A 25897-nucleotide genomic window follows, 5' to 3' on the forward strand; every position below is an offset into this window, starting at 1 on the left:
TTATAGCGACTCGCCTGCTGCGGATTGCCATAGTGGCGCCTTCGTGTTCAGAGGCGCTTCTGTTTCGGGGGCGTGGCAGATGCTTCCGAGCACCATGCGCGTGAGCATCTGCACCAGTGCCTGCCCTTTGGCATCCTCCACCGGCCAGCTCACTTGCCCGGGTTGCGGCAAGGCGGCAAAGCGCACGTGGGCCAGGGTCGTCGACCAGATGAACAGCAGCAGGTGCTCCGGCTCGGTGCGCTCGATCAGTCCTTGATCCATCCAGCCCTGCAAGCACGTCACGGCCTTTTGTGCCAACCCGCGGACCTCTTCATTGCGCATACCTGACAGATGGTGGGCGCCATGCAGCAGTTCGCCGAGCATCACTCGCACCGCATGTGGCTGATGCCGACAGACATCCAGCTTGGCGCGAATGTAGCGGCGCAGGGCCGATTCGGGCGATGCCTGCGGATCCAAGGCCTGGAACGCCCTGGACAAAGGCGCCATGACTTTTTCCAGCACCGCCAGATAGAGCATGCGCTTGGTCTGGAAGTAGTAGTGCACATTGGCCTTGGGCACACCCGCCTGAGCGGCGATCTCCTCGATGCGCGCCGCCTGGAAGCCCCTTTGGGCAAATTCGCGGCTGGCCGCCTCGACGATCGCCTCGAGATTGCGTTCGCGGATGCTAGCCATCGATGGCCACCGCGGGGCAGAACAGGCACTGAACGCTTGCCATGGCAGGAAACAACCCTGAATCACTATCGTTATTTACAAAAGTATATAGCGATGCACCCCAGGTGAAGCAAGCATGCTTTGCACAGCGCTTCGCCGACCAGGTTCCACAGGGCGGAACCACATTCGATTGTCGTCGCCGCGTCGGCGCGTTTATCTGACGGCAAGCGCGGCCTGCCTTTCGTGCCGCGATCCCCGAGCGAACAAAAAGAAGCGGGACTGCAACCCGCGCGAGGAGATGCCCGATGACCCCATCCAAGTACCCGCACATCCTGGCCTGGCTTGCCGACGTTGCCGGCGAGCTGCACGCCTTGCGCCAGGACATCCATGCCCACCCCGAACTGGGCTTCGAGGAGAACCGCACCTCGGCATTGGTAGCCCAGGCCCTGCGCGACTGGGGCTACGAGGTCCACACCGGGATCGGCCGTACCGGCGTGGTCGCTGTGTTGCGCAACGGCAGCAGTGCGCGCCGCCTGGGCTTGCGCGCCGACATGGACGCCTTGCCGATCGTCGAAGCCACCGGCGCGACCTACAGCAGCCGGCACCAGGGCTGCATGCATGCCTGTGGGCACGACGGACACACGGTGATGCTGCTGGGCGCGGCCCGCTACCTGGCCGCGACCCGGCGCTTCGACGGCACCTTGACCCTGATCTTCCAGCCAGCAGAGGAGGGGCAGGGCGGCGCCGAGGCGATGCTTGCCGATGGCCTGCTGGAGCGTTTTCCCTGCGATGCCTTGTTCGGCATGCACAACATGCCAGGGCTGGCGGCCGGGCACCTGGGCTTTCGCGAGGGGCCGATGATGGCCTCGCAAGACTTGCTGACCGTGACCCTGGAGGGCGTCGGCGGCCACGGTTCGATGCCGCACCTGGCCGTCGATCCACTGGTTGCCGCGGCCAGTGTGGTGATGGCGCTGCAGACCGTGGTGGCGCGCAACATCGATGCCCAGGAGGCAGCGGTGGTCACCGTCGGAGCGCTGCAGGCCGGCGAAGCCGCCAACGTCATCCCGCAGCAGGCGGTGCTGCGCCTGAGCCTGCGGGCGCTGGATGCCGAGGTGCGGCGCCTGACCCTGGACCGGGTTCAGGCGATCATCCGCGCCCAGGCTGAAAGCTTCGGCTGCAGTGCACGCATCGACCACCGCCCGGCCTATCCGGTGCTGGTCAATCACGCGGCGGAAAACGCCTTCGCCCACCAGGTCGGAGTCGAGTTGCTCGGCGAGGCCGCCGTGGACGGCAACACCCGCAAGCTGATGGGCAGCGAGGACTTCGCCTGGATGCTGCAGCGTTGCCCCGGCGCCTACCTGTTCATCGGCAACGGCGTGGACCGGCCGATGGTGCACAACCCGGCCTACGACTTCAACGACGACATCCTGCTGACCGGCGCCGCCTACTGGGGCGCGCTGACCGAGCGCTGGCTGGCCCCGGCCTGAACGCTTCTTCATCGACTGCCGCTGGAGCCCGCGCCCGCGCGGGTGTTCATCTCACTGGTTTGTGGAGAATTCCCCATGCACGCTACGAACGCAGGCGCTTCGCGCACCCGGCAAGTGGTCGCGGCCGTCATCGGCAACGCGCTGGAATGGTATGACTTCATCGTCTACGGCTTTCTGGCCAGCATCGTCGCCCGCCAGTTCTTTCCCTCCGACGACGACTACGCATCGCTGCTGATGGCCCTGGCGACCTTCGGTGTCGGCTTCTTCATGCGCCCGGTGGGCGGTGTACTGCTGGGCGTGTATGCCGACCGCAAGGGGCGCAAGGCAGCGATGCAACTGATCATCCGCCTGATGACCCTGTCCATCGCGATGATCGCCTTCGCCCCCAACTACCTGGCCATCGGCATGGGTGCGCCGCTGCTGATCGTGGTCGCACGGATGCTGCAGGGCTTTGCCACCGGCGGTGAATACGCCAGTGCCACGGCGTTTCTGGTCGAGAGCGCCCCGGCCCATCGCAAGGGGCTGTATGGATCCTGGCAACTGGTCGGGCAATGCCTGGCGGTGTTTTCCGGGGCCTCGATGGTCGCGCTGGTGACCCACCTGTGCTCGCCCGAGGCGCTGGACGCCTGGGGCTGGCGGATTCCCTTCGTGTTCGGGCTGCTGATCGGCCCGGTGGGGCTGTGGATTCGCAAGCACATGCAGGAACCCGAGGAGTTCCTCGAGGCGCGCAGGCAGGCCCGGGGCCAGGCGCCAAGCCTGTGGCAGGTACTGCGCGAGCATCGGCGGGCCTTGCTGGTGTCGATGGGGCTGGCCAGTGGCGCGACGGTGTCCTTCTACGTGGTGCTGGTGAACATGCCGACCTTCGCCCACAAGAGCCTGGGCCTGCCGTTGGATCAGGTGCTGCTGGTGCAGATGCTTGCAGTGGGCCTGATGACCGTGGTGATTCCCTTCTCCGGGGCGTTGTCCGACCGGATCGGGCGCCGGCCGGTGCTGATGGCCTTCACCCTGGGCTTTTTCGTCATGGTCTATCCGCTGCACCTGTGGGTTGCCGCTGCGCCCTCGATAGAGCGCCTGCTGGTAATGCAACTGCTGCTGTGCAGCATGATCGGCGGATTCTACGGGCCGGCACCGACCGCCCTGGCCGAGCAATTTCCCATCGCCGTGCGCTCAACGGGTGTGTCGGTGGCGTATAACGTGGCAGTGATGCTGTTCGGTGGCTTCGCACCGCTGATCGTCACCTGGTTGACCAAGGTGCTGGGTACGCCGGTGGCGCCTTCGTTCTACGTGCTGTTCGCCTGCGTGCTCACGTTGCTGGGCATCTACTGCCTGAAAGACCTGGTGCGTCCGCGCCAGCCTGCCGTACTCGATCTTGGAGTGAAACCTTGAAAGCGCTAGATATCGACCCCGTGGTCGCCCTGGATGCCAGCGAACTGTCCCGGGCGATCCACGCTCGCCGGCTGTCCTGCCGTGAAGTGATGCAGGCCTACCTTGGGCACATCGAGCGGTTCAATCCGCAGGTCAATGCCCTGGTGTCGCTGCGACCGGCGCAGCAGTTGCTCGAGGAGGCCGTTGCCTGTGACCGCGAACTGGATCGGGGTCAGTCCCGTGGCTGGATGCACGGCATGCCCCAGGCCATCAAGGACCTGGCTGCCACGGCGGGGCTGCGCACCACCCTGGGCTCGCCGCTGTTCGCCGAGCAAGTGCCACAGCACGACGCGATCAGCGTGGCGCGGGTCCGGCGCAGCGGGGCGATCATCATCGGCAAGAGCAACGTGCCGGAGTTCGGCCTCGGTTCGCAGACCTACAACCCCCTGTTCGGCACCACCAGCAATGCCTACGATCCAAGCCGGGTCGCCGGTGGTAGCAGCGGCGGTGCGGCGGCGGCGCTGGCCATGCGGCTGCTGCCGGTGGCCGATGGCAGCGACATGATGGGCTCGCTGCGCAATCCGGCGGCGTTCAACAACGTGTTCGGCCTGCGCCCCTCGCAAGGGCGGGTGCCCCATGGCCCGGCCCCGGAAGTCTTCGTCCAGCAACTGGCCACCGAGGGTCCGATGGCGCGCAGCGTCACCGACCTGGCCCGGCTGCTGTCGGTGCAGGCCGGCTTCGATGCCCGCGTGCCCTTGTCGATCAATGACGGGCCGCAGGATTTCGCCGCCGACCTGCAGCAGGACTTCACCGATGTGCGGATCGGCTGGCTCGCCGACTACAACGGCTACCTGCCCATGGACGACGGCGTGCTGAGCCTGTGCGAGACCGCACTGGCCGACTTCGTCAGCCTGGGCTGCAAGGTCGAGGCCTGTGAGCCGGACTACCCGCTCGAGCGCCTGTGGCAGTGCTGGCTGACCCATCGCCATTTCCTGGTGCACGGCAACCTCGGCGCCGCCTATGCCGACCCGAAACGACGCGCCCTGCTCAAGCCCGAAGCGCAGTGGGAGGTCGAGGGCGGGCTGCAACTGAGTGCCGATGCGCTTTACCAGGCGTCAGTGGCACGCAGCGACTGGTACCAGGCGATGAGCCGGCTGTTCGAGCGCTACGATTTCCTGCTGCTGCCTTCGGCCCAGGTGTTTCCTTTCGACGCACATGAGCCTTGGCCAAGGGTGGTCGGGGGGCGGACGATGGACACCTATCACCGCTGGATGGAAGTGGTGATAGGCCCGACCCTGGCCGGGCTGCCGAGCCTCAGCGTGCCCATCGGCTTCAATGCCCAGGGCTTGCCGATGGGGCTGCAGATCATCGGTCCGGCCCAGGCGGACCGGCAGGTGCTGCGCCTGGCCCATGCCCACGAGCAGTTGACCCGCTGGGTCGAGCGGTGCCCGCCGCCAAGCCTTCTGGGCCGTTGAGGGGCTTGCAGGCGCGTATCTTGCTGGGCACTGTGAAGGTCCTGGTGCAGACACGGAGGCGAACATGAACAGCAATGCGGACGGCGGTGGCGTACGCTCGGTCGAGCGCGCCTTGACCATCATCGAGCTGCTGGGTGAGCACCAGGCCCTGGGCCTGGAAGAGTTGCACTACCTGACCGCGTTACCCAAGGCCACGGTGTCGCGCATGCTCGCCACCCTGCAGGAGCAGGGCTGGACCTACCGCGGCCTGAGCGATCGACGTTACCGCCTGTGCGCCCGCCGGCTGTTCGGCGATGGGCAACTGCGCTTCAAGCGGCACCTGGTCGAACGCGCCGCGCCGCTGCTGCTGGAGCTCAGCGAGCGCACAGGCCTGGTGGCGGACCTGTCGTGCTTCGACGGCCAGCGCCTGGAGGTCATGGAGAGCGCGATCCCCCAGGTGCTGCGCAAACGCTATCCGAACAACTGCCAGATCGTCGGACACCATGCCAGCCTGTTCCACTCGGCAATGGGCCGTGCCTGCCTGGGCGAGCTCGACGCGCAGGAAGTGCAGCGCCTGGCCGAGCATGCGCATCTGGGCGATGAGGCGTTGCTGCGTGACATCGAGGACGAGACCCAGCGCGGCTTTGCCCGGCGCACCGAGGGCTACTGGGAATATCCCGTGCGCCTGCCGTTCCTGATCCGCGCGATCGCCTTGCCGGTGCATACGCAAGGGCGCCTGGCCGGAAGCATCGCCTTGCACTGGCCGCTCGACCAGGCACCGGTGGAGCGGGTGCTGGGGCTGCACCTGAACAGCCTGGCGAAAACCGTTGGCCAGGTGCAGCAGGCCCTGGCCTGAGTGATTTTCCGCACCATGGCGAAAGTGTTGTCGGGCTGCGCGGCTGTTTCCCGATCACAGCCCCGGTAACACTGCGCACTTCGAATCTTCTGGAGATGTCACCATGAGTGCGCAGGTAACGAACAATCCCCTGGTATCGATTGCCGTGCTCAAGGCCCGCGAGGGCAGGGCACTGGCGCTGAAGCAGGCGTTGCTGGAACTGATCGAGCCGACCCGCGCGGAGCCGGGCAACCTGGACTATGTGCTGTTCGAGGGCAAGGATGAACCGGGGACGTTCTACATGCGCGAGGCGTTCGTCGACCAGGCCGCGCTCGATGCGCATTTCGCCGCACCGTATTTCCAGCGGTTTGCGGCGCAGAGCGAAATGCTGTTGGGCGAGCCGCTGCGCTTGATCTTCCTGGAGCAGGTTTCCGATCGTTGACCTGAGCCGATCACGGCGGTGTCCTTTTCGCGGGCAAGCCCGCTCCCACTGGACAAACCACCTGGTACCTCTGTGGGAGCGGGCTTGCCCGAGAAACGGACACCGCGATCAATGCTCAGCCGTTCATTCCCACTCGGCCTTGCCGATTGCCAGCCCATGCAGGCCGTTGTAGCTGGCACGCCTGGGTTGCTCCCAGCCTTCGAGCAGGCTGTCGTCGAGCCTGTAGATTTCCACCCCCAGCGGCCTGCACACCGACAGCGGATCCTGCGCCTCGGGGCCCCACATCGGCAGCGACAGGTCGCCCCCCAGGCAGGTCGACAACGCGCACAGCACATCGATCTCGGCAAAGAACTCCAGATAGTCGCCCTGCCTGGCCGGGCAGGCTTTCATGAAGTACATGTCGTCATGGTTCAGGCCGGTGCACTGGAAGATGTTCAGCACATCGTGCACGTCGAACTCGGTCAGCCCGTGGGGCAGCACGGCGCGGGTCAGGTTGGAGTGGCAGTGGTGGTGGAAGTCCTCGCCGGTCAGCATCTTGTTGACGTAGGGGTCGCAGCGGGTGCCCAGCAGGTCGTGCAGGCGTCCGCCATGCTCGTCGATGCCGTAGTCGGCCAGGCTGTCGTCGGTGATGGTCACCAGTGGGCGCAGGAACGGCAGGTTCGACCACAGCCGGTCGTAGGTGGTGACATGGGCGCCCTGCAACTGCCGGGTGCGTGCGGCCCACAGGCGTTCACGCGGGTCGTTGGCGTTCCAGATGTTGAAGTCGCCGACCTGCGGGCCGACCGGGGTGGTGACGCGGAACACGTGACCGGCCGGCACTTTCCAGGCACGACCGGTACGGATCGGCACCTCGAAGGTTTCGATCAGGGTCCGGGCATCCTGGCGCTCGCGCACACGGTCGTAGAACGCCTTGTCGATCTGCAGGGCGGCGCCCTTGCTGACCTGGTAGGCGGCGGGATAGTCCTTGTACATGGTTGAGTCTCCGGTTTCAGGAACGGGGTGGATGGCTGAACAGGTCGAGCAGGGCATGCTCGGAGTCGTCCAGGTAACGGGTCATGGCTTCGGCGGCATCGTGGCGCAGGCCGTCGGCGAGCAGGTCGTGAATCTCCCGGTCGCGTTCGAGCCACGGGCTCTGGAAGTTCTTTTCATCGGGCGCGACGGCGAACACCAGGCGCATCTGCGCGGCGATATTGGTGAAGAAAGCGTCGAGCAAGGGGCTGCGCAGCAAGCCGACGATATGCTGGTGAAAACGCAGGCTGTGGGTGCCGAAGGCCTGCCAGTCCTCGCGGTCGCGGGCAAGCTCGGCCGCCTCGATGGCATCGAGCATGCGATCGGACTGGTATTCGCGCAGCGGCTTGCTGCCATGGATCGCCTGCACCTCCAGGGTGCGGCGCACCAGGAAGATGTCGCGCACTTCGGCAACCCCCAGCCGGCGCACCATCACACCCTTGTTGCGCACATAGGTGGTCAGGCCTTCGTGGCCGAGCTGGTGCAGGGCTTCGCGCACGGTGTTGCGCGAGGCGTTGTAGCGGCCGGTCAGTTCGGCCTCGACCAGCGCCATGCCGGACACCAGGCGACCACCGATGATGTCTTCGCGCAGCTCCAGCGCGACCTGGTCGGCCAGGGGCAGGTTGTCGCCGGTCTTGTCGGGAATCTTGCCATTCATGCCAGTTGCACGTCCTTGAGGAAGCGGCCCATGCGCTCGCTGCGGTTGTCGAGCAACTCGCGCGGCGCACCGGCCTGGATGATTTCGCCGCGCTCCATGAACACCACACGGTCGGAAACCTGGAAGGCGAACTTCATTTCGTGGGTGACGATGACCATGGTCATGCCTTCGCGGGCCAGGTCCTCGATCACCTTGAGCACATCGCCGACCAGCTCCGGGTCGAGCGCCGAGGTGGGCTCGTCGAACAGCATCACCTGCGGGCGCATCGCCAGCGCCCGGGCAATCGCCACCCGTTGCTGCTGGCCGCCGGAGAGCTGGTGCGGGTACTTGCCGGCATGCTCGCGCAGGCCAACCTTGTCCAGCAGCGACAACCCCAGGGCGCGCAGTTCGGCCTCAGCGGCGTGGCCATGATGGCGCGGCGCGAGCACCACGTTCTCCAGCACCGTCTTGTGCGGGAACAGGTTGAAGCCCTGGAACACCATGCCGACCTGGACGATGCCGGCCATGTGCAGGCGGTTGCCGAGGCTGCCGCCGTCTTCGTCGCGGCCACGCAGGAACGGCGCGCCGCACAGCTGCACCTGGCCACGGTCAAGCCCTTCCAGGCCGTTGAGGGTACGGATCAGGGTAGTCTTGCCCGACCCTGAAGGTCCGATGATCGACACCACCTCGCCGAAGCGGATGTCCAGGTCGATGCCCTTGAGCACCTCCAGCGGGCCGTAATGCTTGCGCGCACCGCTCACCCGCAGGGCGAAGTCACCCTGGCGTGCAGCCCCTTGCCGTGGCGCCGGTGCCGGTCCTGGCGCGTTGGCGGCGATGGCCCGGGGCTGGCGGCGGGTGACATCCAGGTGCTGCTCGAGCCGGCGCAACAGGTAGCTGAACACGGTGACGATCAGCACATAGTAGAAGGCGACCGCGAGCATGGTTTCCATCACCAGGAAGTTCTGCGTATACAGCTGCTGGCCGACCAGCAGGATCTCCGACAGCGAGATCACCGACACCAGCGAGGTCAGCTTGACGATGGTGATGTACTCGTTGGCCAGGGTCGGCAGCGCCACCCGCAACGCCTGGGGGATCACGATCAGCCGCTGCACGCCGCCGTAACCGATGCCCAGCGCCTTGCCGGCCTCCAGTTGCCCCTTGGCCACCGCCAGCAGGCCGCCACGATGGATCTCGGCGATGTACGCCGATTCGCTCAGCACCAGGGCGATCAGACCGGCCGCATAGGGGTTGGACAACAGTACGCTGGTGCCGGGGAAGACCTGGGGCAGGTTGTAGACGAAGATCAGCAGGACCAGCAGCGGCAGGCTGCGGAAGAACCAGATATACAGCGCTGCGCTGCGATTCAGGGCGCGGTTGGCCGACTGCCGCGCCAGCGCCAGGATGAAACCGAAGACGATGCCCAGCAGCCAGGTCTGGACACTCAGCGCCACCACGGTGCCGACCGCCCTCCAGAAATCGCCGTTGACCAGCAGGCCTGCGGCATAGTGCCAATCGAATTGCATGCTCGGCACTCCCGCTTACTGCGCTGCGGCCTGAGGCGTCTGCCCCAGGGCCTGGGCGACTTCTGCCGGGCTCGGCTCGCCGAGGTTGTAGCGGCTGAGCAGCGTCTGGTACTCGCCGCTGTGCTTCATCGCCGCAAGACCCTGGTTCAGTTCGCCGAGCAGCGCGTGGTTGCCCTTGCGCACGGCAAGGCCGATGACCACCGGGTAGATCAGCTCATGGGAGCTGATCAGCACCCGGCCCTTGAGCTTGTCGGCGGTGATCGCCGCCACGGCAGCGTCCTCGAACTGCACGTCGACCGCCTTGGCCAGCAAGGCCTGTGCGGCCTCGGGCGAAGTGGGGAATTCGCGCGAATCGATCGGTGCCTGACCGTTGGCTTCACAGTGGCTTCTGGAAAGCGCCATGAGCTTGGGAATCCACGAGCCGCCCTTGATCGAGCCGATGCGCTTGCCGCACAGGTCCTCCGGCGCCAGGGGGCGGAAGCTGTCGTCGGCGCGCACCATCAGCGAGGCGCCGCTTTTCAGGTAGGGCAGAAAATCGACCTGCGCCGCTCGCTCCGGGGTGACGTAGAGCGCCGAGGCCACCACATCGAAGCGCCGGGCGTTGACGCCCATCACCAGGTTGGCGAAGCGGGTGTCCTGGAACTGCGCGGCGAGCTTGAGGTGCTGAGCGAGCAGGGTCATGAACTCGGGGTCGAAGCCGGCAGGCTTGCCCTGGTCGAGGTAGGTGTAGGGCGGGTAGGTGAGGTCCGAGCCGATCGACAGGCGATCAGGCTGCAGGGTGCCATCGGCCTGCGCAGCGGCGCTCAGGGTCAGGGCGAGGACAAGGGCTGTTGCTCGGGACATGGGGACGCTCCACTTATGATTGTTCAACAATCGGTGTGGAAACATTTATCAATATTCGTGCCAATGTCAGTCGGGAATATAGTTGGAACTGGCACCGCGCTGCGTGGCACGGGCTACGCCCGTGTTCGCGGGACAAGCCCGCTACCACAGGGAATGGACTGGCCTCTAGATTTTGAGCAAGACAGTTGCTCCCACAGGGATTGCGCTTGACACCCCTCTACGTAGTTCTACGTAGCACTTACGCGTAGTACTGCGAATGTTCTTGTGGACCCAGTGCGCAGAGAGTGTCGTCGTCCTACCCGGGCACTCACAAAAACAAGAACCGTCGCCGGCACACCCGTCGCGACAGGAGAAATCCCGATGACCAAACTGGCTACCCGAATTGCCTGGTTCGCCATTGCCTTGCTCGGCGCCTTCGCGCTCGGTACCGTCGCATTGCGCAGGGGCGAAGCCATCAGCGCCCTGTGGATCGTCACCGCTGCAGTCGCCATCTACCTCGTTGCCTACCGCTACTACAGCCTGTTCATCGCCAACAAGGTGATGCAACTGGACCCCACCCGCGCCACACCGGCCGTGCTGCACAACGACGGTCTGGACTACGTGCCGACCAACAAGCACATCCTCTTCGGCCATCACTTCGCCGCCATCGCCGGCGCCGGTCCGCTGGTCGGCCCGGTACTCGCCGCGCAGATGGGTTATCTGCCCGGCACGCTCTGGTTGATCGCCGGCGTGGTCCTGGCCGGTGCGGTACAGGACTTCATGGTGCTGTTCATTTCCACCCGCCGCAACGGCCGCTCGCTGGGCGACCTGGTGCGTGAGGAAATGGGTTCGATCCCCGGCACCATCGCCCTGTTCGGCACCTTCCTGATCATGATCATCATCCTCGCGGTGCTGTCGCTGATCGTGGTCAAGGCCCTGGCCGAGAGTCCATGGGGCATGTTCACGGTGATGGCGACCATCCCGATCGCCATGTTCATGGGCGTGTACCTGCGTTACCTGCGTCCGGGCCGCATCGGCGAAATCTCGGTGATCGGCGTGGTGCTGATGCTGGCGTCGATCTGGGGCGGCGGCCTGGTGGCTGCGGACCCGGTATGGGGCCCGGCCTTCACCTTCACCGGCGTGCAGATCACCTGGATGCTCATCGGCTATGGCTTCGTCGCCGCGGTGCTGCCGATCTGGCTGATCCTGGCGCCACGCGACTACCTCTCGACCTTCCTCAAGATCGGCACCATCGTGGCCCTGGCCATCGGCATCCTGGTGATCGCGCCCGAACTGAAGATGCCGGCCATCACCCAGTTCGTCGACGGCACCGGCCCGGTGTGGAAGGGCGCGCTCTTCCCGTTCCTGTTCATCACCATCGCCTGTGGTGCGGTGTCGGGCTTCCACGCGCTGATCAGCTCGGGTACCACGCCCAAGCTGCTGGCCAATGAAAGCCACGCCCGCTATATCGGTTACGGCGCCATGCTGATGGAATCGTTCGTCGCGATCATGGCCATGGTCGCCGCCTCGGTGATCGAGCCTGGCGTGTACTTCGCCATGAACAGCCCGGCCGCCGTGGTCGGTGGCGATGTGGTGACGGTCGCGCAGACGGTCAGCAACTGGGGCTTCACCATCACCCCGGAGATCCTCCAGCAGACGGCCACCGACATCGGCGAGCACTCGATCCTGGCCCGTGCCGGGGGCGCACCGACCCTGGCCGTGGGCATCGCGCAGATCCTGCACCAGGCGCTGCCGGGCGAGAACACCATGGCGTTCTGGTACCACTTCGCGATCCTGTTCGAGGCGCTGTTCATCCTCACTGCGGTGGATGCCGGCACCCGTGCCGGACGCTTCATGCTCCAGGACCTGCTGGGCAATTTCGTTCCGGCGCTGAAGAAGACCGACTCCTGGACCGCCAACCTGGTGGCCACCGCCGGTTGCGTGGCGATGTGGGGCTGGCTGCTGTACCAGGGCGTGATCGACCCGCTGGGCGGCATCAACACCCTGTGGCCGCTGTTCGGCATCTCCAACCAGATGCTGGCAGGTATCGCCCTGATGCTCGCCTCGGTGGTGCTGATCCGCATGAAACGCCAGCAGTACGTGTGGGTGACCTTGCTGCCGGCCGTCTGGCTGCTGATCTGCACTACCACCGCAGGCCTGATCAAGCTGTTCGACCCCAATCCGGGCATGGGCTTCCTCGCCCTGGCACGCAAATACAGCGACGCCGCCGCTGCCGGCCAGGTGCTGGCACCGGCCAAGGATCTGGCGCAGATGCAGCATGTGATCTTCAACGCCTATACCAACGCGGTGCTGACCGGCCTGTTCCTGTTCGTGGTGCTGAGCATCCTGTGCTTCGCCGTGAAGGTCGGACGGCAGGCATGGGTCAAGCCTGAGCGCAGCGACAAGGAGTCGCCGTTCCAACCGATTGCCGAAGCCTGAGGAGACGCGAAATGTTCAAGCACTTGAGCCGCATGGCCAGGCAATTGGGGCAGGGCGCGCGCATGCTGGTGGGCATGCCCGACTACGACACCTATGTCGCGCACATGCACAGCAAGCACCCGGACCAGCCGGTGATGAGCCGCAAGGCGTTCTTCTGCGAACGCCAGAACGCGCGCTACAACGGCGCCAGCGGACGCCCGACGCGTTGCTGCTGAGGCCATGGCCGTGTAAAAAGGGGCGCCACGCTTGTCGTGGCGCCCTTGTCATTTGCCGGGGCCGCAGGCCAGTCTGACGCCGCGCCGCCCCCGCAACCGGAGTGACCATGCAACTCAAGCACAAGATCGTCACGCTCAGTGTCCTGCCGCTGATCGTGTCGGTGCTGTTCATCTGCATCCTGGTGTTCGCCCAGAGCCGCAAGCTCGAGGAAGACCAGGCGCGCCTGGTGGAAAGCAGCATCATGGCGGCGAAAAAGGCCGAGCTGAAGAACTACCTGGGCCTGGCCATGAGCCTGATCGCACCGCTGTACGACAGCGGCGCCGACGATGCCGAAACCCGGGAGCACGCCTTGCAGATCCTGTCGCGCGCCAGCTTCGGCCTGGACGGCTACTTCTTCGTCTACGACAGCCATGGCAAGAGCCTGATGCACCCGCGCCAGGCCGATCTGGTGGGCAAGGACCTGATCGACATGACCGACAACAAGGGCCTGCTGGTCATCCAGGCGCTGCTCAAGAGCGCCGAACGTGGTGACGGCTACCAGCTGTACGACTGGCGCAAACCCTCCACCGGGCAGTCCACCGGCAAGCTGGCCTACGTGGTCATGCTCGAGCGCTGGGGCTGGATGCTCGGCACCGGCATCTACATCGACGACGTCGAGGTGGCCACGCTCAAGTCGCGCCAGGAGGTAGCCTCCGGCGTGCTGACCACGGTGCTGGCGATTGCCTCGTTCTCGCTGCTGGCAGTGCTGGTGATCTTCGCTGGTGGGCTGATGCTCAATGTCAGCGAGCACCGCCTGGCCGACCGCAAGCTCTCGGCGCTCAACCAGCGTATCGTCAACCTGCAGGAGGAAGAACGCTCGCGGGTGGCGCGCGAACTGCACGACGGCATCAGCCAGGAGCTGGTGTCGATCAAGTTCCAGTTCGAGCTCGCGGCGATGGAGCTGGACAACGGCCGCGCGGGCGGGCGCGACAACCTGCGCAATGGCACCACCCGCCTGGCTGCGGCGATCGGCGAGGTGCGGCGGATCTCCCACGACCTGCGGCCCTCACTGCTCGACACCCTGGGCCTGTCGCCGGCCATCGACCAGCATGTGCGCGATTTCGAGCAGCGCACCGGCATCCGCACCCAGTACGAATGCGGGCTGGCCGACGTCGAGGTGGATGCAGGGCTGGCGCTGACGCTGTTTCGCATCATCCAGGAGGCGCTGGCCAATATCGATCGGCACGCCAAGGCCAGTGTCGCGATCATTTCCATGCACGCCGATGACGGCCTGCTGGTACTGCGCGTGGAGGACAATGGCGTCGGCTTCGACCCGGGGGCTGCCTACGAGAGCCAGGGCATCGGGCTGCGCAACCTGCGCGAGCGGGTCGAGCACCACCAGGGCAGTTTCACCCTCGCGTCCTCGCCCGGGCGCACCGAACTGTTGGTCCAGATACCGATGAACCTGTCGAGGCTGTCATGAACCTGTCCACCCCTATCCGAATCGCCCTGGTCGACGACCATGTGCTGGTGCGCGACGGCGTCGAGGCGCTGTTGGGTGTCATCGCCCATTTCCAGGTGGTCGGCCAGGCCGAATCGGCGGCCCAGGCCCTTGAACTGGTGCGCTCGCTGGAGCTGGACATCCTGCTGGTGGACGTCGGCCTGCAGGGCATGAACGGCCTGGAACTCACCCGCGAGCTGTGCCGGCTGTACCCCGGCATCCGCGTGCTGATGCTGAGCATGTACGACAATCAGGAGTACGTGCGCACCTCGATCACCGCAGGCGCCAGGGGCTATGTGCTGAAGAACGCGCCGTCCAGCGAGCTGATCGCCGCAATCGAGGCGGTGGCCGCCGGCGGCAGTTTCTACAGCCCGGAAATCGCCCGCAAGCTGGTCAGCGGCGGGCGCGACGAAAACGACCTGACGCCGCGTGAAATGCAGGTGCTGGCGATGATCGCCAAGGGCAGCAACAACAAGGAGATGGCCCGGGAGCTGGGCATCAGCGTGCGCACGGTGGAAACCTTCCGGCTGAGCATCCGGCGCAAGCTGAACATCGATACCCCGGCAGCGCTGGTCAAGTACGCGCTGGAGCATGGCCTGGTGACGATCTGACCCGTGTCGGAGCGGGCTTGCCCGCGAAGGGCTCGCCCGCAGCGATGCGGCCTACTTGAAGTCCCACTGCATCTGGGTCGCGATGCTGACACCGCTGGAGGAGCGTACGCAGACATCCAGGTAATCGGTGAAGCGCGGCGGCACGGCGATGCCCTCGTCGAGCAGGCGGCGGTTGTCGAACAGGTAGTTCAGGTCGGCAAAGCCGCTGTACAGGCGCAGGGCACGCAGGACCAGGCGCGGGTTGGCCGGGCCGATGCGGGTCTCGAAGCTGGCCGCCAGCTCCTTGAGGTTGTCCACGTCGATCTTGCGGTAGCGCTCGCCCACCGGCGCGGCACCGTTGGCCTGGGCGAATGCCTTGTCGATCTCGGCGAAGGTACAGGCCGAATCATGGCCGGCGGAAATGTGGTAGAGGTCGTGGCTCAGGCGCGGCTTGAGGGTCAGGCCGATCAAGGCTTCGGCACAGTAGTCCACGGGAATCACGTCGATCTGTTCGTCCAGCCCGCAGGTGAAGCTTTCCAGGGCGAAGCCCATGCGGAATACCCAGAAGATGCTGCCCGAAGCCTGGCAACCCAGACTGCGGTGGCCCACCACGATCGATGGGCGCGCCACCACCAGCGGCAGCGATGGCAACTCTTCGCGCATGCGTCGCTCGATCTCGGCCTTGGACGCGGTGTAGTCGACCAGTTGCTGCTCGGCTTCGGGGAACTCCCAGGACTCGCTGATCGGCGACTCGCGCTCAGGGCCGCAGCACATGGCGGTGCCGACGTGCAGGAAGCGCTTCAGGCGCTTGGAGCGGCTCATCACTTCGGCAAAGGCGAAGGTGCCTTCGACGTTCACCGGCCAGATGGTCGGGTTCTTCGAGAACGAGGCCACGGCGGCGCAGTTGATGACCCGCTCGATCTCCAGCAGGCGCGGCGTTTCGCGGGCCAGCCAGGAGGTGTCGAGGAAATCGCCACAGATGATCTGCCCGGCGTTGAGGGCCAGGCGCTGTTCCTGCTCCACACCATGCTGCTGCAGGTTGTTGCGCAAGCGCTCCAGACCCTGCTCGGCGTTCTCGGCGCGGACCAGGAACACCAGTTGGGCGCCCTGGCCGCTGGCGATCAACTGGGCAACCACCGATCCGCCAAGAAAGCCCGTGGCGCCGGTGATCAGAATGCGTTCGGGGGTAGCGGTAAAGGTGATCGGTGCGTGCGTGTTCATATATTTCCTCAAGACGGGTCATTCATCCGTCGTTCAATGTTAAGTGGCAACATCGAAACGTTGTAATGAACTTAAAGTCATCAGTGAATTGCAGACGTTCGTTGGGACTGACTTGTTCGCCTTGAGAAACTTGCCCGGGTAGACAAACTCTGTTTAGCGCAGCGCCGATCCGTTCAACGCTGAAAGGGGCGCAACAGTGCCATGGAAGGCTTGCCTGTGCCCGTTGCGGCGCGGCTCCGGTGGCGGGCATGGCGAGCGGCGCGCCATTCTCCACGCTTTGTGAAGAGGGGACGATGAATAGAAGGAGAGATTCGCCGGGTTTTCGATGAAACAAAGTTTAGAAAAGCGGGGCAGGGTGGAATGCTTTAAATATCTTTCATTCGCGCGGCAGTTATTGCCCAGCCGCGGGGTGTTCCCTTCGCCGGCAAGCCGCAACGGCGAAGGGAACAACAGCGTTATTGAAAGTCAGTTCAAACCCAACTTCCCGCGCAGGGTAGACAAGTCTTCGGCCAGGGTATTGACCGGCCCGATCATGGCCTTGCGGTCACGCTCGGCCACCTTGTCGTAGGACTGGAAGCCACCGTCCCTGGTCTTGTACTTGGCCAGCAGCTTGTTGACGCTGGCGAAGTTCTTGTCGACCTTGGCGACGAACGCCTTGTCCTGCGATTCCAGATGACTGCGGAACAGCTCGAAGATCTTCTGGGCCCCGTCGATGTTGCCCTGGAAGTCGTACAGGTCGGTGTGGCTGTAGCGGTCTTCCTCGCCGGAGACCTTGGTCGCGGCCACTTCCTCGAGCAAGGCGGCAGCGCCGCCGACGACTTTCTCCGGCGGGAAGGTGAGGGTGGCGATGCGATCCTGCAGGTCCTTCACATCGCTGATCAGCTTGTCGGCAATCGGGCCCTGGCCTTCGGTGCTGTTCTTGTCGAACAGTGCGTACTCCAGGCGGTGGAAGCCGGTGAAGTCATCGGCTTCGACGCCTTTCTCGTGATCGTCCACCCGCGAGTCGATGGCCGCGTCCAGGTCGCTGAACAGCTCCGCGATCGGCTCGACCGCCTCATAGTTGACCCGGGTCGTGGCATACAGCGCCTTGGCCTTGGCCAGGTCGCCGGCTTTCACGGCGTCGGTGAAGCGCTGGGTGTCGCTCACCAGTTGGTCGACCTTTTCGGTGACATAGATCTTGTAGTCCGATACCGGTTGCACCAGGGTCAGCGGATCGACCGTGCCGGCGGCGTGGGCGAACAGCGGGGCGAGGGTGAGCAGCAGAGCGAGGCGGGTCTTGTTCATGGGGGCGTCCTGATCGGGTTCAGTGTCGTGTCATGCGGTTTTTATGGGTTTGGCAGCGCCGAGCAGCGAACGACCGATGTAGTCGCGGTCGTCCTTCACACCGGGCAGGGCGAAGAAATACCCGCCTCCGACCGGCTTGATGTATTCCTCCAGCGGCTCGCCGTTGAGGCGGTTCTGGACGGTGATGAAGCCGCGTTCCAGGTCGGCCTGGTAGCAGATGAACAACAGCCCCATGTCCAGCTGCCCGTTCTTGTTAACGCCGCTGGAGTAGTTGAACGGCCGGCGCAGGATCAGGTTGGGCTGACTGGCGGCGGTGCGCGGGTTGGCCAGGCGGATATGGGCGTCCAGGCGGGTCAGCTTGCCTTGCGGGTCGTGGGCATAGTCCGGCACGTCGGTTTCACGCTGGCCGTCCATGGGCGCGCCGCTGGCCTTCTTGCGGCCGAAGATCGACTCCTGTTCCTGGAGCGGCGTGCGGTCCCAGCGCTCGACCAGGTTGCGGATGATCCGCACCACCTGGTAGGTGCCATTCTCCGCCCAGGCGGGCTCATCGCCGTGCTGCACCCAGACCAGCTGGTTCATCAGGGCGCTGTCACTGGAATCGGGGTTGGCCGAACCGTCACGGAAACCCAGGAAGTTGCGCGCGCTCTGCTCGGGCTCGGACGCCTTGCGCGGCGCCTGCGGCGGCACAGTGCCTTCCTGTTTCCAGCGCACGTAGAGCAGGTCGGGAAGGTTCTTGATGATGTCGCGCAGGGCGTGGATATTGGTGTCGGGGGCGTTGGAGCAGAACTGCAGGCCCAGGTCGCCATGGCAGCGCTCGGCTTCCAGGGCGTCGTTGGGGAAGCCGACCATGCGGCTCAGGCGCCGGGGCCTGGCCTCGGCCAGGCCGAAACGCTCGTCGAACAGCGACTCACCGACCGATACCGTGATGGTCAGGTTGTCGGGGGTGACCACCGGGCCAAGGATGCCCGAGTCCACCGGCGGCAGCTTCGGATCGACCTGCGGCACCGGACCGCCGCTCATCAGGAAGCGGATACGCTCATCCAGGGTGCGGAACAGGCGCTCCAGGTCCTGGCGGTCCTGGGCCAGCACATCGAAAGAGACGAACATCCCGGCAGCCGGGCGCGGCGTCACCACCCCCGGTTGATGGGTGCCGAGCCAGGCGTTGCGCTCCTGGGTACGATCGCTGTGCGGTGCTTCGGTGACCTTGGCGGGCGAGGGCGCGGCCAGGGCATTGCCGGCCAGGCCCGCGCCCGCCATGGCCACACCGGCGACACCGAGGCCGGCCAGCAGGCGACGGCGCTCTTGGGACTGCGGGGCGTTACGGGTATCGCGGTCTGTCATCTGGAACTCGCTTGTCTTTACTGGCCGGCAAGGCCAAGGGCCTGGCCGATATCGGCAATGGCATCGGCCAGCGCCTGGGCGTCGGTGGCGATCTGCTGTTTCTGTGCCTGAGCCACCTGGTCGTAGGACAGGTAGCCGTCCCCCACCCGCAGCGCTGCAAGGTGCTGGTCGAAGCGGGCGAGGACGGCGTCGGCGGCTGCCAGCTGCTGGCTGCCGTTTCTGGCCAGCAGCGGCCGCAGTAGGTCGATGCCTTTGCGGATGCCTTCGAGGTTGGCGGCGAAACCGGCCACGTCGAGATGGCTGTAGCGTTCCTCCTCACCGCTGGCGCGGATCTGCGCAAGGCTGTGCAAGGGGCGCATCAAGGCCTCGATGAACTGCTCCGGCGCGATTGCCTGGGCAAGCAGCTCGGTCTTGAGCTGGCCCAGGTCGCCCAGCAGGGTGCTGGCCACCGGGCCAAGGCCTGCGGTGCTGCGCTGCTGGAACAGTCCGGACTCGATACGGTGGAAACCGGTGAACGCCGGATCCTGCTCGCGCTGTTCGAAGTAGTCGGCACGGGCATTGATGCGGTTGTCCAGCTCGGCCAGGCGCTGGCTCGCCGGGGCGATACGCTGGTAGATCACCCGCGCGGCGGCGTAGGCGGTCTGCGCCTGCTGCAGGTCGCCAGCCTCGATTGCCTGCTGCAACGCCTGGCCAGCGCGGATCAGGGCGCTGCCCTGGCTGCTCAGGTAGACACGGTATTCCGACAGCGGCCCGATGAAGGCGGTCAGTGCAGGACGCGCCTTGGCAGCTGCCTCGGACGCCGCGGTCGGGGTGACGGTCAGGCTGCCGCGCGGGTTGCTGAGCAAGCCGCAGGTGATTGCATAGCGGCCCGGTTGCAGCGTGGCGTTGATCACCTGCGACAGGCCCGGGGCGATGTTCTCGCGCTCCTCGATCACCAGCACGCCGTCGAGAATCTCCCACTCCACGGCGCGCTGGGACTGGTTGACGATGCGGAAACTGTTGGCCCCGGCCGGCACGCTCAGGTCGTTCGGCTCGCAGGCGTGGTCATGGATGGTGATCAGCGTCTCGTGCCCGCTGTTGGCCGCACGCCGGGCCTGGGCCTGGTGCGCGGCGTAGTAGAACACCACCCCTGCACCGACCATCAGCAGGGCACTGCCGGCAACCGCCAGGCGCAGCAGGCGGGAAGAGGGGGGCTTGCCAGCGGCGCCGGCCTGGTGACTGGTCATGCTTACCCTTGTTTCTGCGCAGCGTGGGAAGAGGAAGGCTTGGCCGACGCCGGCCAGAAGAACATCAGCAGCGCTCCGGCCAGATAGAGCAGATAGGCGCCCAGGGTGCTCACGGTCGGGGTGTCCTGGTAGCCGAACATGCCCGCCAGCACCGAGCCGGTCGGACCGTCTACCGGCAGGATATGGCTGATGTCGAAGACCACGCCCTGCAGCGCATTCCACACTCCGGCCTCATGCAGTGCCTGTACCGAATTGGCGAGGATGCCGGCGGCCACCACGAGGATGAACAGGCCGGTCCAGCGGAAGAATTGCCCAAGGTTCAGGCGCAGGCTGCCCGAATACAGCGCCAGCCCGACCAGCACCGCCACCACCAGCCCGAGCAACGCACCCAGCGGTGCGCCGGGGCCTTCGCTCTGCTGGAACACCGCGAGCAGGAAGAACACCGTTTCCAGCCCTTCGCGGGCAACGGCGAAGAACACCATGGCGATCAGCGCCCAGGCCTGGTGCCTGGAGCCACCCAGCGCCGCATCCAGCGAGGCGTGCAGGTCGTGCTTGATCGAGCGCGCGACCTTGCGCATCCACAGCACCATCGAGCTCAGGATCACCACCGCGACCAGGCCGACCAGCGCCTCGAACAGTTCCTGCTGCTTCTGCGGGAATTCACTGCTCATCAGCTCCAGGCCCGCGCCAACCAGAAGGGAGAGGGCGGCAGCCAGGAACACGCCGATCCATACGGCAGGCATCCATTGGCCGCGGCCGGTCTGGCGCAGGTAACTGGCGATGATGCCGACGATCAGCGCAGCTTCGATGCCCTCGCGGAGCATGATGAGGAAGGGGACTAGCATGATTCTCCCGAAATGGCTGAGGGCATCGACCTCGCGGGGAGGTCGCCGGGGAATCTACTTCAATGAGAATCATTAGCGCATGTGAATAATATTTTAACTTTTGCCTGGTGCAGTGCCGCAAAGCTGCAGTTTCATGGGCTTTCAAGGTAAAGAGTACAAATGTATCCCGCTGATGTTTTCAATCCTGATGAACGTGATTCGGCGGAGGTTGACCGCTTCCCTACCAGAAGGTAGGGTGCGAGTATGAACACTCAGTCCAGCACTTACTCCGACATTCTCCAATGCGCCCGCACCCTGATCATCACCGGGGGTTACAACGGTTTCAGCTACGCGGACATCGCCGAGCACGTCGGCATCCGCAAGGCCAGCATTCACCATCACTTTCCCACCAAGGCAGAGCTGGTACGCGTGCTGGTGGCGCAATACCGCGACGAGGCCAAGGCCGGCATGGCGGCCCTGGAGCGCTATTTCCCCACGCCCGCCGAACAGCTCAATGCCTACATCGGCTACTGGCTGGAGTGTGTGGGCGAGGCGAGCAGGGGCTATTGCGTCTGCGCCTTGCTGGCGACCCAGATCCCGGTGCTGCCGGCCGAAGTGGTGACGGAGGTGCGAGCGCATTTTCGCAGCCTCTCGGGCTGGATCGCCTCGGTGCTGGAGCGTGGCGCACAGCAGGGCAGCCTGGCCCTGTCGGACACGCCGCAGGTGGAGGCCGAGCGCTTCATCGCCTCGGTGCATGGCGCCATGCTGTCGGCCCGGGCCTATGGCGATCCGGGCGTCTTCGCCCTGATCACCCAGCCGCTGCTCGACCGCCTCACAGCCAGCAGCGCAGCGCCGGGAGCCTGAGCCATGACCCCAGGCCCGCTGGAACAGCAACTGGAATTCCTGCGCCAGATCGACCAGCTGAAAAGCGTGCGCAGGCAGTCACCCTTGCTCGACCGCAGCCGCAAGGAAAATTCCGCCGAGCATTCCTGGCACCTGGCGATGTACGCCCTGGTGCTTGGGGAATACGCCAGCGGGGTGGTGGACAGCAACCGGGTCATGCGCATGCTGCTGTTGCACGACATCGTCGAGATCGATGTCGGCGACTATCCGATCCACGGCGGATCTTCCTGCCAGCTGCAGGCCGAACAGGAAGCCGAGGCGGCGCAGCGTCTGTTCGGGCTTTTGCCGCAGCCGCAGGGCGCGCAGATGCTTGCGCTGTGGCAGGAGTTCGAGCAGGCCGAGACCGACGATGCGCGCTTCGCCAAGGCGCTCGACCGTTTCCAGCCGTTGCTGATCAACGTCTTCACCGGGGGTGGAACCTGGTCTGAAAGCGCTGTGTCGCGCCAGCAGGTGATCGAGCGCTACGGCCCGGTCATCCAGCGCGGTGCGCCGAAACTCTGGGCCGTGTGCGAGACCTGGATCGCCCGGCATTTCGAGGGGCAGGAACGAACCTGAAGTTTTCACCGTGAAAAGCCGCTGTGCAGTCGCAGCGGCTTTTTTTGCACCCGTCAACCTACCGACTAGTCGGTAGCTACATTTCAGCACAACGGAGACACCAGCCATGCCACATCCCATCTCACCGCTAGGCGCCATCCACACGCTCGTCAGCGTCGCAACCTTCGCCGCCGGGCTCTACAGCTATGTGCGCTACCAACGGATCGAGCCCCGAACGACCGCTGCGCGCAGCTACCAGCTCGGGCTGCTGCTGTCGGTGCTCACCGCGTTCGGGCTTTCCAGCACGGGGGGATTCAACGTCGGACATGCGCTTGGCATCCTTGCGCTGCTGGTGGTCGCGGCAGCGCTGGTCATTCCCAGGCTCAGCCTGCTGGGCCGCGCGCGGCCGTACCTGACGCAACTGGCGTTCGCCTTCAGCTTCTTCCTGCTGCTGGTGCCGGGCATCAACGAAACCCTGACGCGCCTGCCCAGCGGCCATCCGTTGGCAGACGGCCCGACCTCGCCGCTGGTACGGGGCGCACTGGTGGCCTGGCTGGGGGTCTTCGTGATCGGTGCGGCCGTTCAGGCCTGGTGGATCAGGACACAGCGCAGCAGGTCTGCGCTGTAAGCGAGGGGCCAGGCGCGCAGCCCTGCGGGCTGCGCGGTCACTGGCGTACTACTGGAACCATTGCCACAGCAGCAGGGTGCCGGCCAGTCCGACCACCGAAACGATGGTCTGCAATACCGACCACACCCAGATCGTCTGCTTGAGCTGCAGTCCGAAGTACTCGCGGACCATCCAGAACCCGGCGTCGTTGACGTGGCAGAAGAACACCGAACCGGCGCCGATGGCCAGGGCCACCAGCGAGCTCTGGGTGGATGCAAGGCCGGCCATCAGCGGCGCGAGAATGCCTGCGGTCGTGGTGGTGGCGACAGTCGCCGAGCCGGTCGCCTGGCGCAGCGCCACGGCAATCAGCCAGGCCAGCAGCACATACGACAGGTGTGCGCCGCTGGCGACCTTGCTGATGGTGTCGCTGATACCGGCTTCGAGCAGCGTCTGCTTGAGGCCGCCGCCGGCACCGATGGTCAGCAGCAGCACGGCGATCGGCGCCAGGCTCTTGCGCAGCACGCTGCCGACCTGGTCACGGGCCATGCCGATCGACCAGCCCAGGCAGATCACTGCGGCAATCACCGCCAGGCCCAGGGCGATCAACGGCTCACCGAGGAACTTGAGGCTGATCGCCAGGGTGCTCTGCGGCGCCATGGCGATCTTGGCCAGGGTGCTGCCGAGCATGAGCAGCACCGGCAGCAGGATGATCAGCAGCGACACGGCAAAGCTCGGCGTGCGCCGTGTCTCGACCTTGGCGGTGAACAGCGCCCCGAGCTCGGCAGGCTCCTGTACATCCAGTCGCTTCGACAGCCAGATACCGTACAGCGGCCCGGCGAGAACCACGGCCGGCACGGCAATGCACAGGCCCAGCAGCATGGTCAGACCCAGGTCGGCATGCAGGGCGCTGACCGCGATCAGCGGTCCCGGGTGCGGGGGCATCAGAGCGTGCAGGGTGGTCATGCCGGCCAGCGCCGGGATCGCCACCCTGAGCAGTGGCTGCCCGGACTGGCGGGCGATGACGAAGATCACCGGCACCATCAACACCAGGCCGACCTCGAAGAACAGCGGCAAGCCGATGACCATCGCCACCAACGCCATGACCCAGGGCAGGGCTTTGCCACGGGCATGGCGCAGCAACGTCGAGGCAATCCGGTCGGCAGCTCCGGATTCAGCCATCAGCGCACCGAGCATCGCGCCCAGGGCGATGATGATCCCAGCTTCACCCAGCAGGCTGCCAGCGCCCTTGCCGAAGGCCTTGGCGACTTCTTCCGGCGGCAGGGCTGCGCCCAGGCCGGCGACGAAGGTACCGATCAGGATCGACAGGAAGGGCGGCAACCTGGTGACACTGATCAGCACGATGATGCTGGCAATGGCCGCCAGGCAACAGATCACCAGGCGGGTGTCGTGGGCGAGCCACGCGGCATGTGAAATATCCAACGGAAACCCCTTCTTGTAATGTCTTGTTACGTCTCTTGAAGGAATATACCGGATGGATTCATATAGATGACTAGCTGAGCCTGCTTTTCGGCGCCTTGGATCATGAAAGTTTTTTCAGGAACGCCACTGACGCGCAAAGCTGTTAAAACAACCTCCCAAGCAAGCCCACATTCATCCAGGAGCGACCATGATCAAGATCGGCGATTCATTGCCTGAGGCAACGCTGCACCAATACAGCGACGGCGAGGGCGGCTGCCCGATCGGCCCCGATGCCTTTTCCGTGCTCGAGCGTTGCAGGCAGCGCAAGGTGGTGATCTTCGCCTTGCCCGGTGCCTTCACGCCGACCTGCTCTGAACGTCACGTCCCAGGTTACGTGGACTCGGCCGCAGAGCTGTTTGCCGCCGGCATCGACGAGATCCTGTGCCTTTCGGTCAACGACGCCTTCGTCATGAATGCCTGGGGCAACAGCTTGCAGGTGGGCGATGCGGTGCAGATGATCGCCGACGGCAATGCGGCGTTCACCGATGCCCTCGGCCTGGGGCAGGATCTCTCGGCCCGCGGCATGGGCCGTCGCTCCCAGCGCTACGCCATGCTGGTCGAAGATGGCGTGGTCAGGCACCTGGCGGTCGAGGCGCCCGGCAAGTTCGAGGTCAGCGATGCGCAGAGCATGCTGGCGTTCTTGCGCCAGCGCTGAGTCTGGGTTCAGTCGTAGAAAGTCGAAGGCGGCACGCCGAAGTGGCGCCTGAACATCGCGGTGAAAGCGCTCGGGCTCGAGTAGCCGCAATCGAATGCGATGTCGATGATCTTGCGCCCGCTGGCGATCTGGCGCAGGGCGAACAGCAATCTGGCCTGGTCACGCCACTGGGCGAACGACATGCCGGTTTCCCGGGCGAACAAGCGGTGCACCGTCTTGGCCGTCACCTCGATGCGCTCGGCCCACTCGGCGACCGTCAAGGTGTTGTCCGGGTAGCTGAGCAGGTGCTCGCAGATGAACCTGAGCCGTTCATCACGGGGCAGCGGCAGGTGCAGGGGCAACGCCTTGCACAGACGCAGCTCTTCGATCAGCAGGCGCATCAGCAGATCAGACCTTGAGTGGGCGGGGTAGTCGCCCGGCAAATCGGCAGCCGCGATCACCAGCTCACGCAGCAGGCCGGATACCTCGAGCACGCGCGTACCGCCCGCCAGCCCGTCGATCACCGACGTGTCGATGAACACCGTCCTCATCCGCACGTCGCCGGTCATCCGCACCTCATGCTCGAGCCCAGGCGCCAGCCACAAGGCGCGGTCAGGCGGCACCACCCAGCAGCCATCGCGCGAACTGACCAGCATCAGGCCTTCGATGGCGTACAGCAGTTGAGTGCTGGGATGGCTGTGCCAGCCGGTGGACGCGCCATCCGGCCAGTCGACTTGCATGGCCACCAGCGGCGAGCCGGTATCGTGGTAGCCAAGGTATTTGGTCGAGATATCCTGCTGCATGTCCCAATCCCTACAGTTCAGGCCACTATAGAGCAGGAAGGACGCCTGCAGAACACCTAGTCTCTCAGCTCGATAATCATCGCATCCGGAGG

The 25897-nt window shown here is 65.3% G+C and carries 25 protein-coding genes; 13 read left to right on the plus strand and 12 right to left on the minus strand.

Annotation, left to right across the window (positions count from 1 at the left end; all coding sequences use genetic code 11):
- Window positions 1–672 (minus strand): TetR family transcriptional regulator C-terminal domain-containing protein, encoded by a 672-nt coding sequence (locus tag AC1TXO_RS13105; protein WP_486406727.1) that lies wholly within the window; start codon window positions 670–672, stop codon window positions 1–3.
- Window positions 673–956: 284 nt separating this feature from the next.
- Between AC1TXO_RS13105 and AC1TXO_RS13110 the strand changes: the two genes are divergently transcribed.
- The 5 genes from AC1TXO_RS13110 to AC1TXO_RS13130 all read left to right on the plus strand — a co-directional run bounded on the left by AC1TXO_RS13110 (window position 957) and on the right by AC1TXO_RS13130 (window position 6234).
- Window positions 957–2138 (plus strand): M20 aminoacylase family protein, encoded by a 1182-nt coding sequence (locus AC1TXO_RS13110; protein ID WP_486406728.1) that lies wholly within the window; start codon window positions 957–959, stop codon window positions 2136–2138.
- Window positions 2139–2213: 75 nt separating this feature from the next.
- Entirely contained in the window at window positions 2214–3524 is a 1311-nt protein-coding gene (locus tag AC1TXO_RS13115) for a citrate-proton symporter (protein ID WP_486406729.1), read from the plus strand.
- Window positions 3521–4978 (plus strand): amidase, encoded by a 1458-nt coding sequence (locus AC1TXO_RS13120; RefSeq protein WP_486406730.1) that lies wholly within the window; start codon window positions 3521–3523, stop codon window positions 4976–4978. The genes AC1TXO_RS13115 and AC1TXO_RS13120 overlap by 4 nt, the downstream gene beginning before the upstream one ends.
- 64 nt (window positions 4979–5042) lie before the next feature.
- Complete coding sequence (locus tag AC1TXO_RS13125) at window positions 5043–5813, plus strand: IclR family transcriptional regulator (RefSeq protein ID WP_486406731.1); 771 nt, start codon at window positions 5043–5045, stop codon at window positions 5811–5813.
- 103 nt (window positions 5814–5916) lie between these two features.
- Window positions 5917–6234: a putative quinol monooxygenase gene (locus AC1TXO_RS13130; protein WP_486406732.1), complete on the plus strand. Its 318-nt coding sequence runs from the start codon at window positions 5917–5919 to the stop codon at window positions 6232–6234.
- Between the two features lie 123 nt (window positions 6235–6357).
- On the opposite strand, the gene AC1TXO_RS13135 is transcribed toward AC1TXO_RS13130, so the two are convergent.
- Genes AC1TXO_RS13135 through AC1TXO_RS13150 form a run of 4 tightly spaced genes read right to left on the minus strand, consistent with a single transcriptional unit; the run spans window position 6358 to window position 10245 of the window.
- Complete coding sequence (locus AC1TXO_RS13135; protein ID WP_486406733.1) at window positions 6358–7206, minus strand: urea carboxylase-associated family protein; 849 nt, start codon at window positions 7204–7206, stop codon at window positions 6358–6360.
- Window positions 7207–7222: 16 nt separating this feature from the next.
- Window positions 7223–7900, minus strand: coding sequence for a GntR family transcriptional regulator (locus AC1TXO_RS13140; RefSeq protein WP_486406734.1), 678 nt, complete (start codon window positions 7898–7900; stop codon window positions 7223–7225).
- Window positions 7897–9402, minus strand: coding sequence for an amino acid ABC transporter permease/ATP-binding protein (locus AC1TXO_RS13145; RefSeq protein ID WP_486406735.1), 1506 nt, complete (start codon window positions 9400–9402; stop codon window positions 7897–7899). The genes AC1TXO_RS13140 and AC1TXO_RS13145 overlap by 4 nt, the downstream gene beginning before the upstream one ends.
- Before the next feature lie 15 nt (window positions 9403–9417).
- Window positions 9418–10245, minus strand: coding sequence for an ABC transporter substrate-binding protein (locus AC1TXO_RS13150; RefSeq protein WP_486406736.1), 828 nt, complete (start codon window positions 10243–10245; stop codon window positions 9418–9420).
- A 360-nt stretch (window positions 10246–10605) separates the two neighbouring features.
- Here AC1TXO_RS13150 and AC1TXO_RS13155 point away from each other — a divergent pair, with 360 nt between their 5' ends.
- The 4 genes from AC1TXO_RS13155 (at window position 10606) to AC1TXO_RS13170 (ending at window position 14970) form a co-directional block, all read left to right on the plus strand.
- A complete protein-coding gene (locus tag AC1TXO_RS13155) occupies window positions 10606–12663 on the plus strand; it encodes a carbon starvation CstA family protein (protein WP_486406737.1) in 2058 nt (685 codons plus the stop codon).
- An 11-nt stretch (window positions 12664–12674) separates the two neighbouring features.
- Complete coding sequence (locus AC1TXO_RS13160; protein ID WP_486406738.1) at window positions 12675–12878, plus strand: YbdD/YjiX family protein; 204 nt, start codon at window positions 12675–12677, stop codon at window positions 12876–12878.
- Between the two features lie 107 nt (window positions 12879–12985).
- A complete protein-coding gene (locus tag AC1TXO_RS13165) occupies window positions 12986–14341 on the plus strand; it encodes a cache domain-containing protein (RefSeq protein ID WP_486406739.1) in 1356 nt (451 codons plus the stop codon).
- Window positions 14338–14970 carry a response regulator gene (locus tag AC1TXO_RS13170; RefSeq protein WP_486406740.1) on the plus strand — a complete coding sequence of 211 codons (633 nt, stop codon included), beginning with the start codon at window positions 14338–14340 and terminating at the stop codon, window positions 14968–14970. Before AC1TXO_RS13165 ends, AC1TXO_RS13170 begins: the two co-directional genes overlap by 4 nt.
- A gap of 51 nt (window positions 14971–15021) precedes the next feature.
- Here the strand turns inward: AC1TXO_RS13170 and cprA are convergent, their stop codons facing one another.
- The 5 genes from cprA to efeU all read right to left on the minus strand — a co-directional run bounded on the left by cprA (window position 15022) and on the right by efeU (window position 20866).
- A complete protein-coding gene (gene cprA / locus AC1TXO_RS13175) occupies window positions 15022–16170 on the minus strand; it encodes a cationic peptide resistance protein CprA (RefSeq protein ID WP_486406741.1) in 1149 nt (382 codons plus the stop codon).
- A gap of 465 nt (window positions 16171–16635) precedes the next feature.
- On the minus strand, window positions 16636–17454 hold the full coding sequence (efeO, locus tag AC1TXO_RS13180) for an iron uptake system protein EfeO (protein WP_486406742.1): 819 nt from the start codon (window positions 17452–17454) through the stop codon (window positions 16636–16638).
- Window positions 17455–17484: 30 nt separating this feature from the next.
- Window positions 17485–18795, minus strand: a complete 1311-nt coding sequence (efeB, locus tag AC1TXO_RS13185) for an iron uptake transporter deferrochelatase/peroxidase subunit (protein WP_486406743.1) — start codon at window positions 18793–18795, stop codon at window positions 17485–17487.
- A 17-nt stretch (window positions 18796–18812) separates the two neighbouring features.
- On the minus strand, window positions 18813–20021 hold the full coding sequence (gene efeO, locus AC1TXO_RS13190; RefSeq protein WP_486406744.1) for an iron uptake system protein EfeO: 1209 nt from the start codon (window positions 20019–20021) through the stop codon (window positions 18813–18815).
- Between the two features lie 2 nt (window positions 20022–20023).
- Window positions 20024–20866 carry an iron uptake transporter permease EfeU gene (gene efeU / locus AC1TXO_RS13195; RefSeq protein WP_486406745.1) on the minus strand — a complete coding sequence of 281 codons (843 nt, stop codon included), beginning with the start codon at window positions 20864–20866 and terminating at the stop codon, window positions 20024–20026.
- A gap of 243 nt (window positions 20867–21109) precedes the next feature.
- On the opposite strand from efeU, the gene AC1TXO_RS13200 reads away from it, so the two are divergent.
- The 3 genes from AC1TXO_RS13200 to AC1TXO_RS13210 all read left to right on the plus strand — a co-directional run bounded on the left by AC1TXO_RS13200 (window position 21110) and on the right by AC1TXO_RS13210 (window position 22910).
- The gene (locus tag AC1TXO_RS13200) at window positions 21110–21709 is read left to right on the plus strand and encodes a TetR/AcrR family transcriptional regulator (protein WP_486406746.1); all 600 of its coding nucleotides are present in this window, start codon (window positions 21110–21112) and stop codon (window positions 21707–21709) included.
- 3 nt (window positions 21710–21712) lie between these two features.
- A complete protein-coding gene (locus AC1TXO_RS13205; protein ID WP_486406747.1) occupies window positions 21713–22303 on the plus strand; it encodes an HD domain-containing protein in 591 nt (196 codons plus the stop codon).
- Window positions 22304–22409: 106 nt separating this feature from the next.
- Window positions 22410–22910 carry a hypothetical protein gene (locus AC1TXO_RS13210; protein WP_486406748.1) on the plus strand — a complete coding sequence of 167 codons (501 nt, stop codon included), beginning with the start codon at window positions 22410–22412 and terminating at the stop codon, window positions 22908–22910.
- A gap of 48 nt (window positions 22911–22958) precedes the next feature.
- Here AC1TXO_RS13210 and AC1TXO_RS13215 read toward each other — a convergent pair whose 3' ends face one another.
- Window positions 22959–24329 carry a GntT/GntP/DsdX family permease gene (locus tag AC1TXO_RS13215; protein WP_486406749.1) on the minus strand — a complete coding sequence of 457 codons (1371 nt, stop codon included), beginning with the start codon at window positions 24327–24329 and terminating at the stop codon, window positions 22959–22961.
- Window positions 24330–24516: 187 nt separating this feature from the next.
- Here AC1TXO_RS13215 and AC1TXO_RS13220 point away from each other — a divergent pair, with 187 nt between their 5' ends.
- A complete protein-coding gene (locus tag AC1TXO_RS13220) occupies window positions 24517–25023 on the plus strand; it encodes a redoxin family protein (protein ID WP_486406750.1) in 507 nt (168 codons plus the stop codon).
- An 8-nt stretch (window positions 25024–25031) separates the two neighbouring features.
- On the opposite strand, the gene AC1TXO_RS13225 is transcribed toward AC1TXO_RS13220, so the two are convergent.
- Window positions 25032–25805, minus strand: a complete 774-nt coding sequence (locus tag AC1TXO_RS13225; protein ID WP_486406751.1) for an AraC family transcriptional regulator — start codon at window positions 25803–25805, stop codon at window positions 25032–25034.
- Window positions 25806–25897 lie beyond the last annotated feature (92 nt).

This window comes from Pseudomonas sp. FA117 (assembly GCF_057370475.1).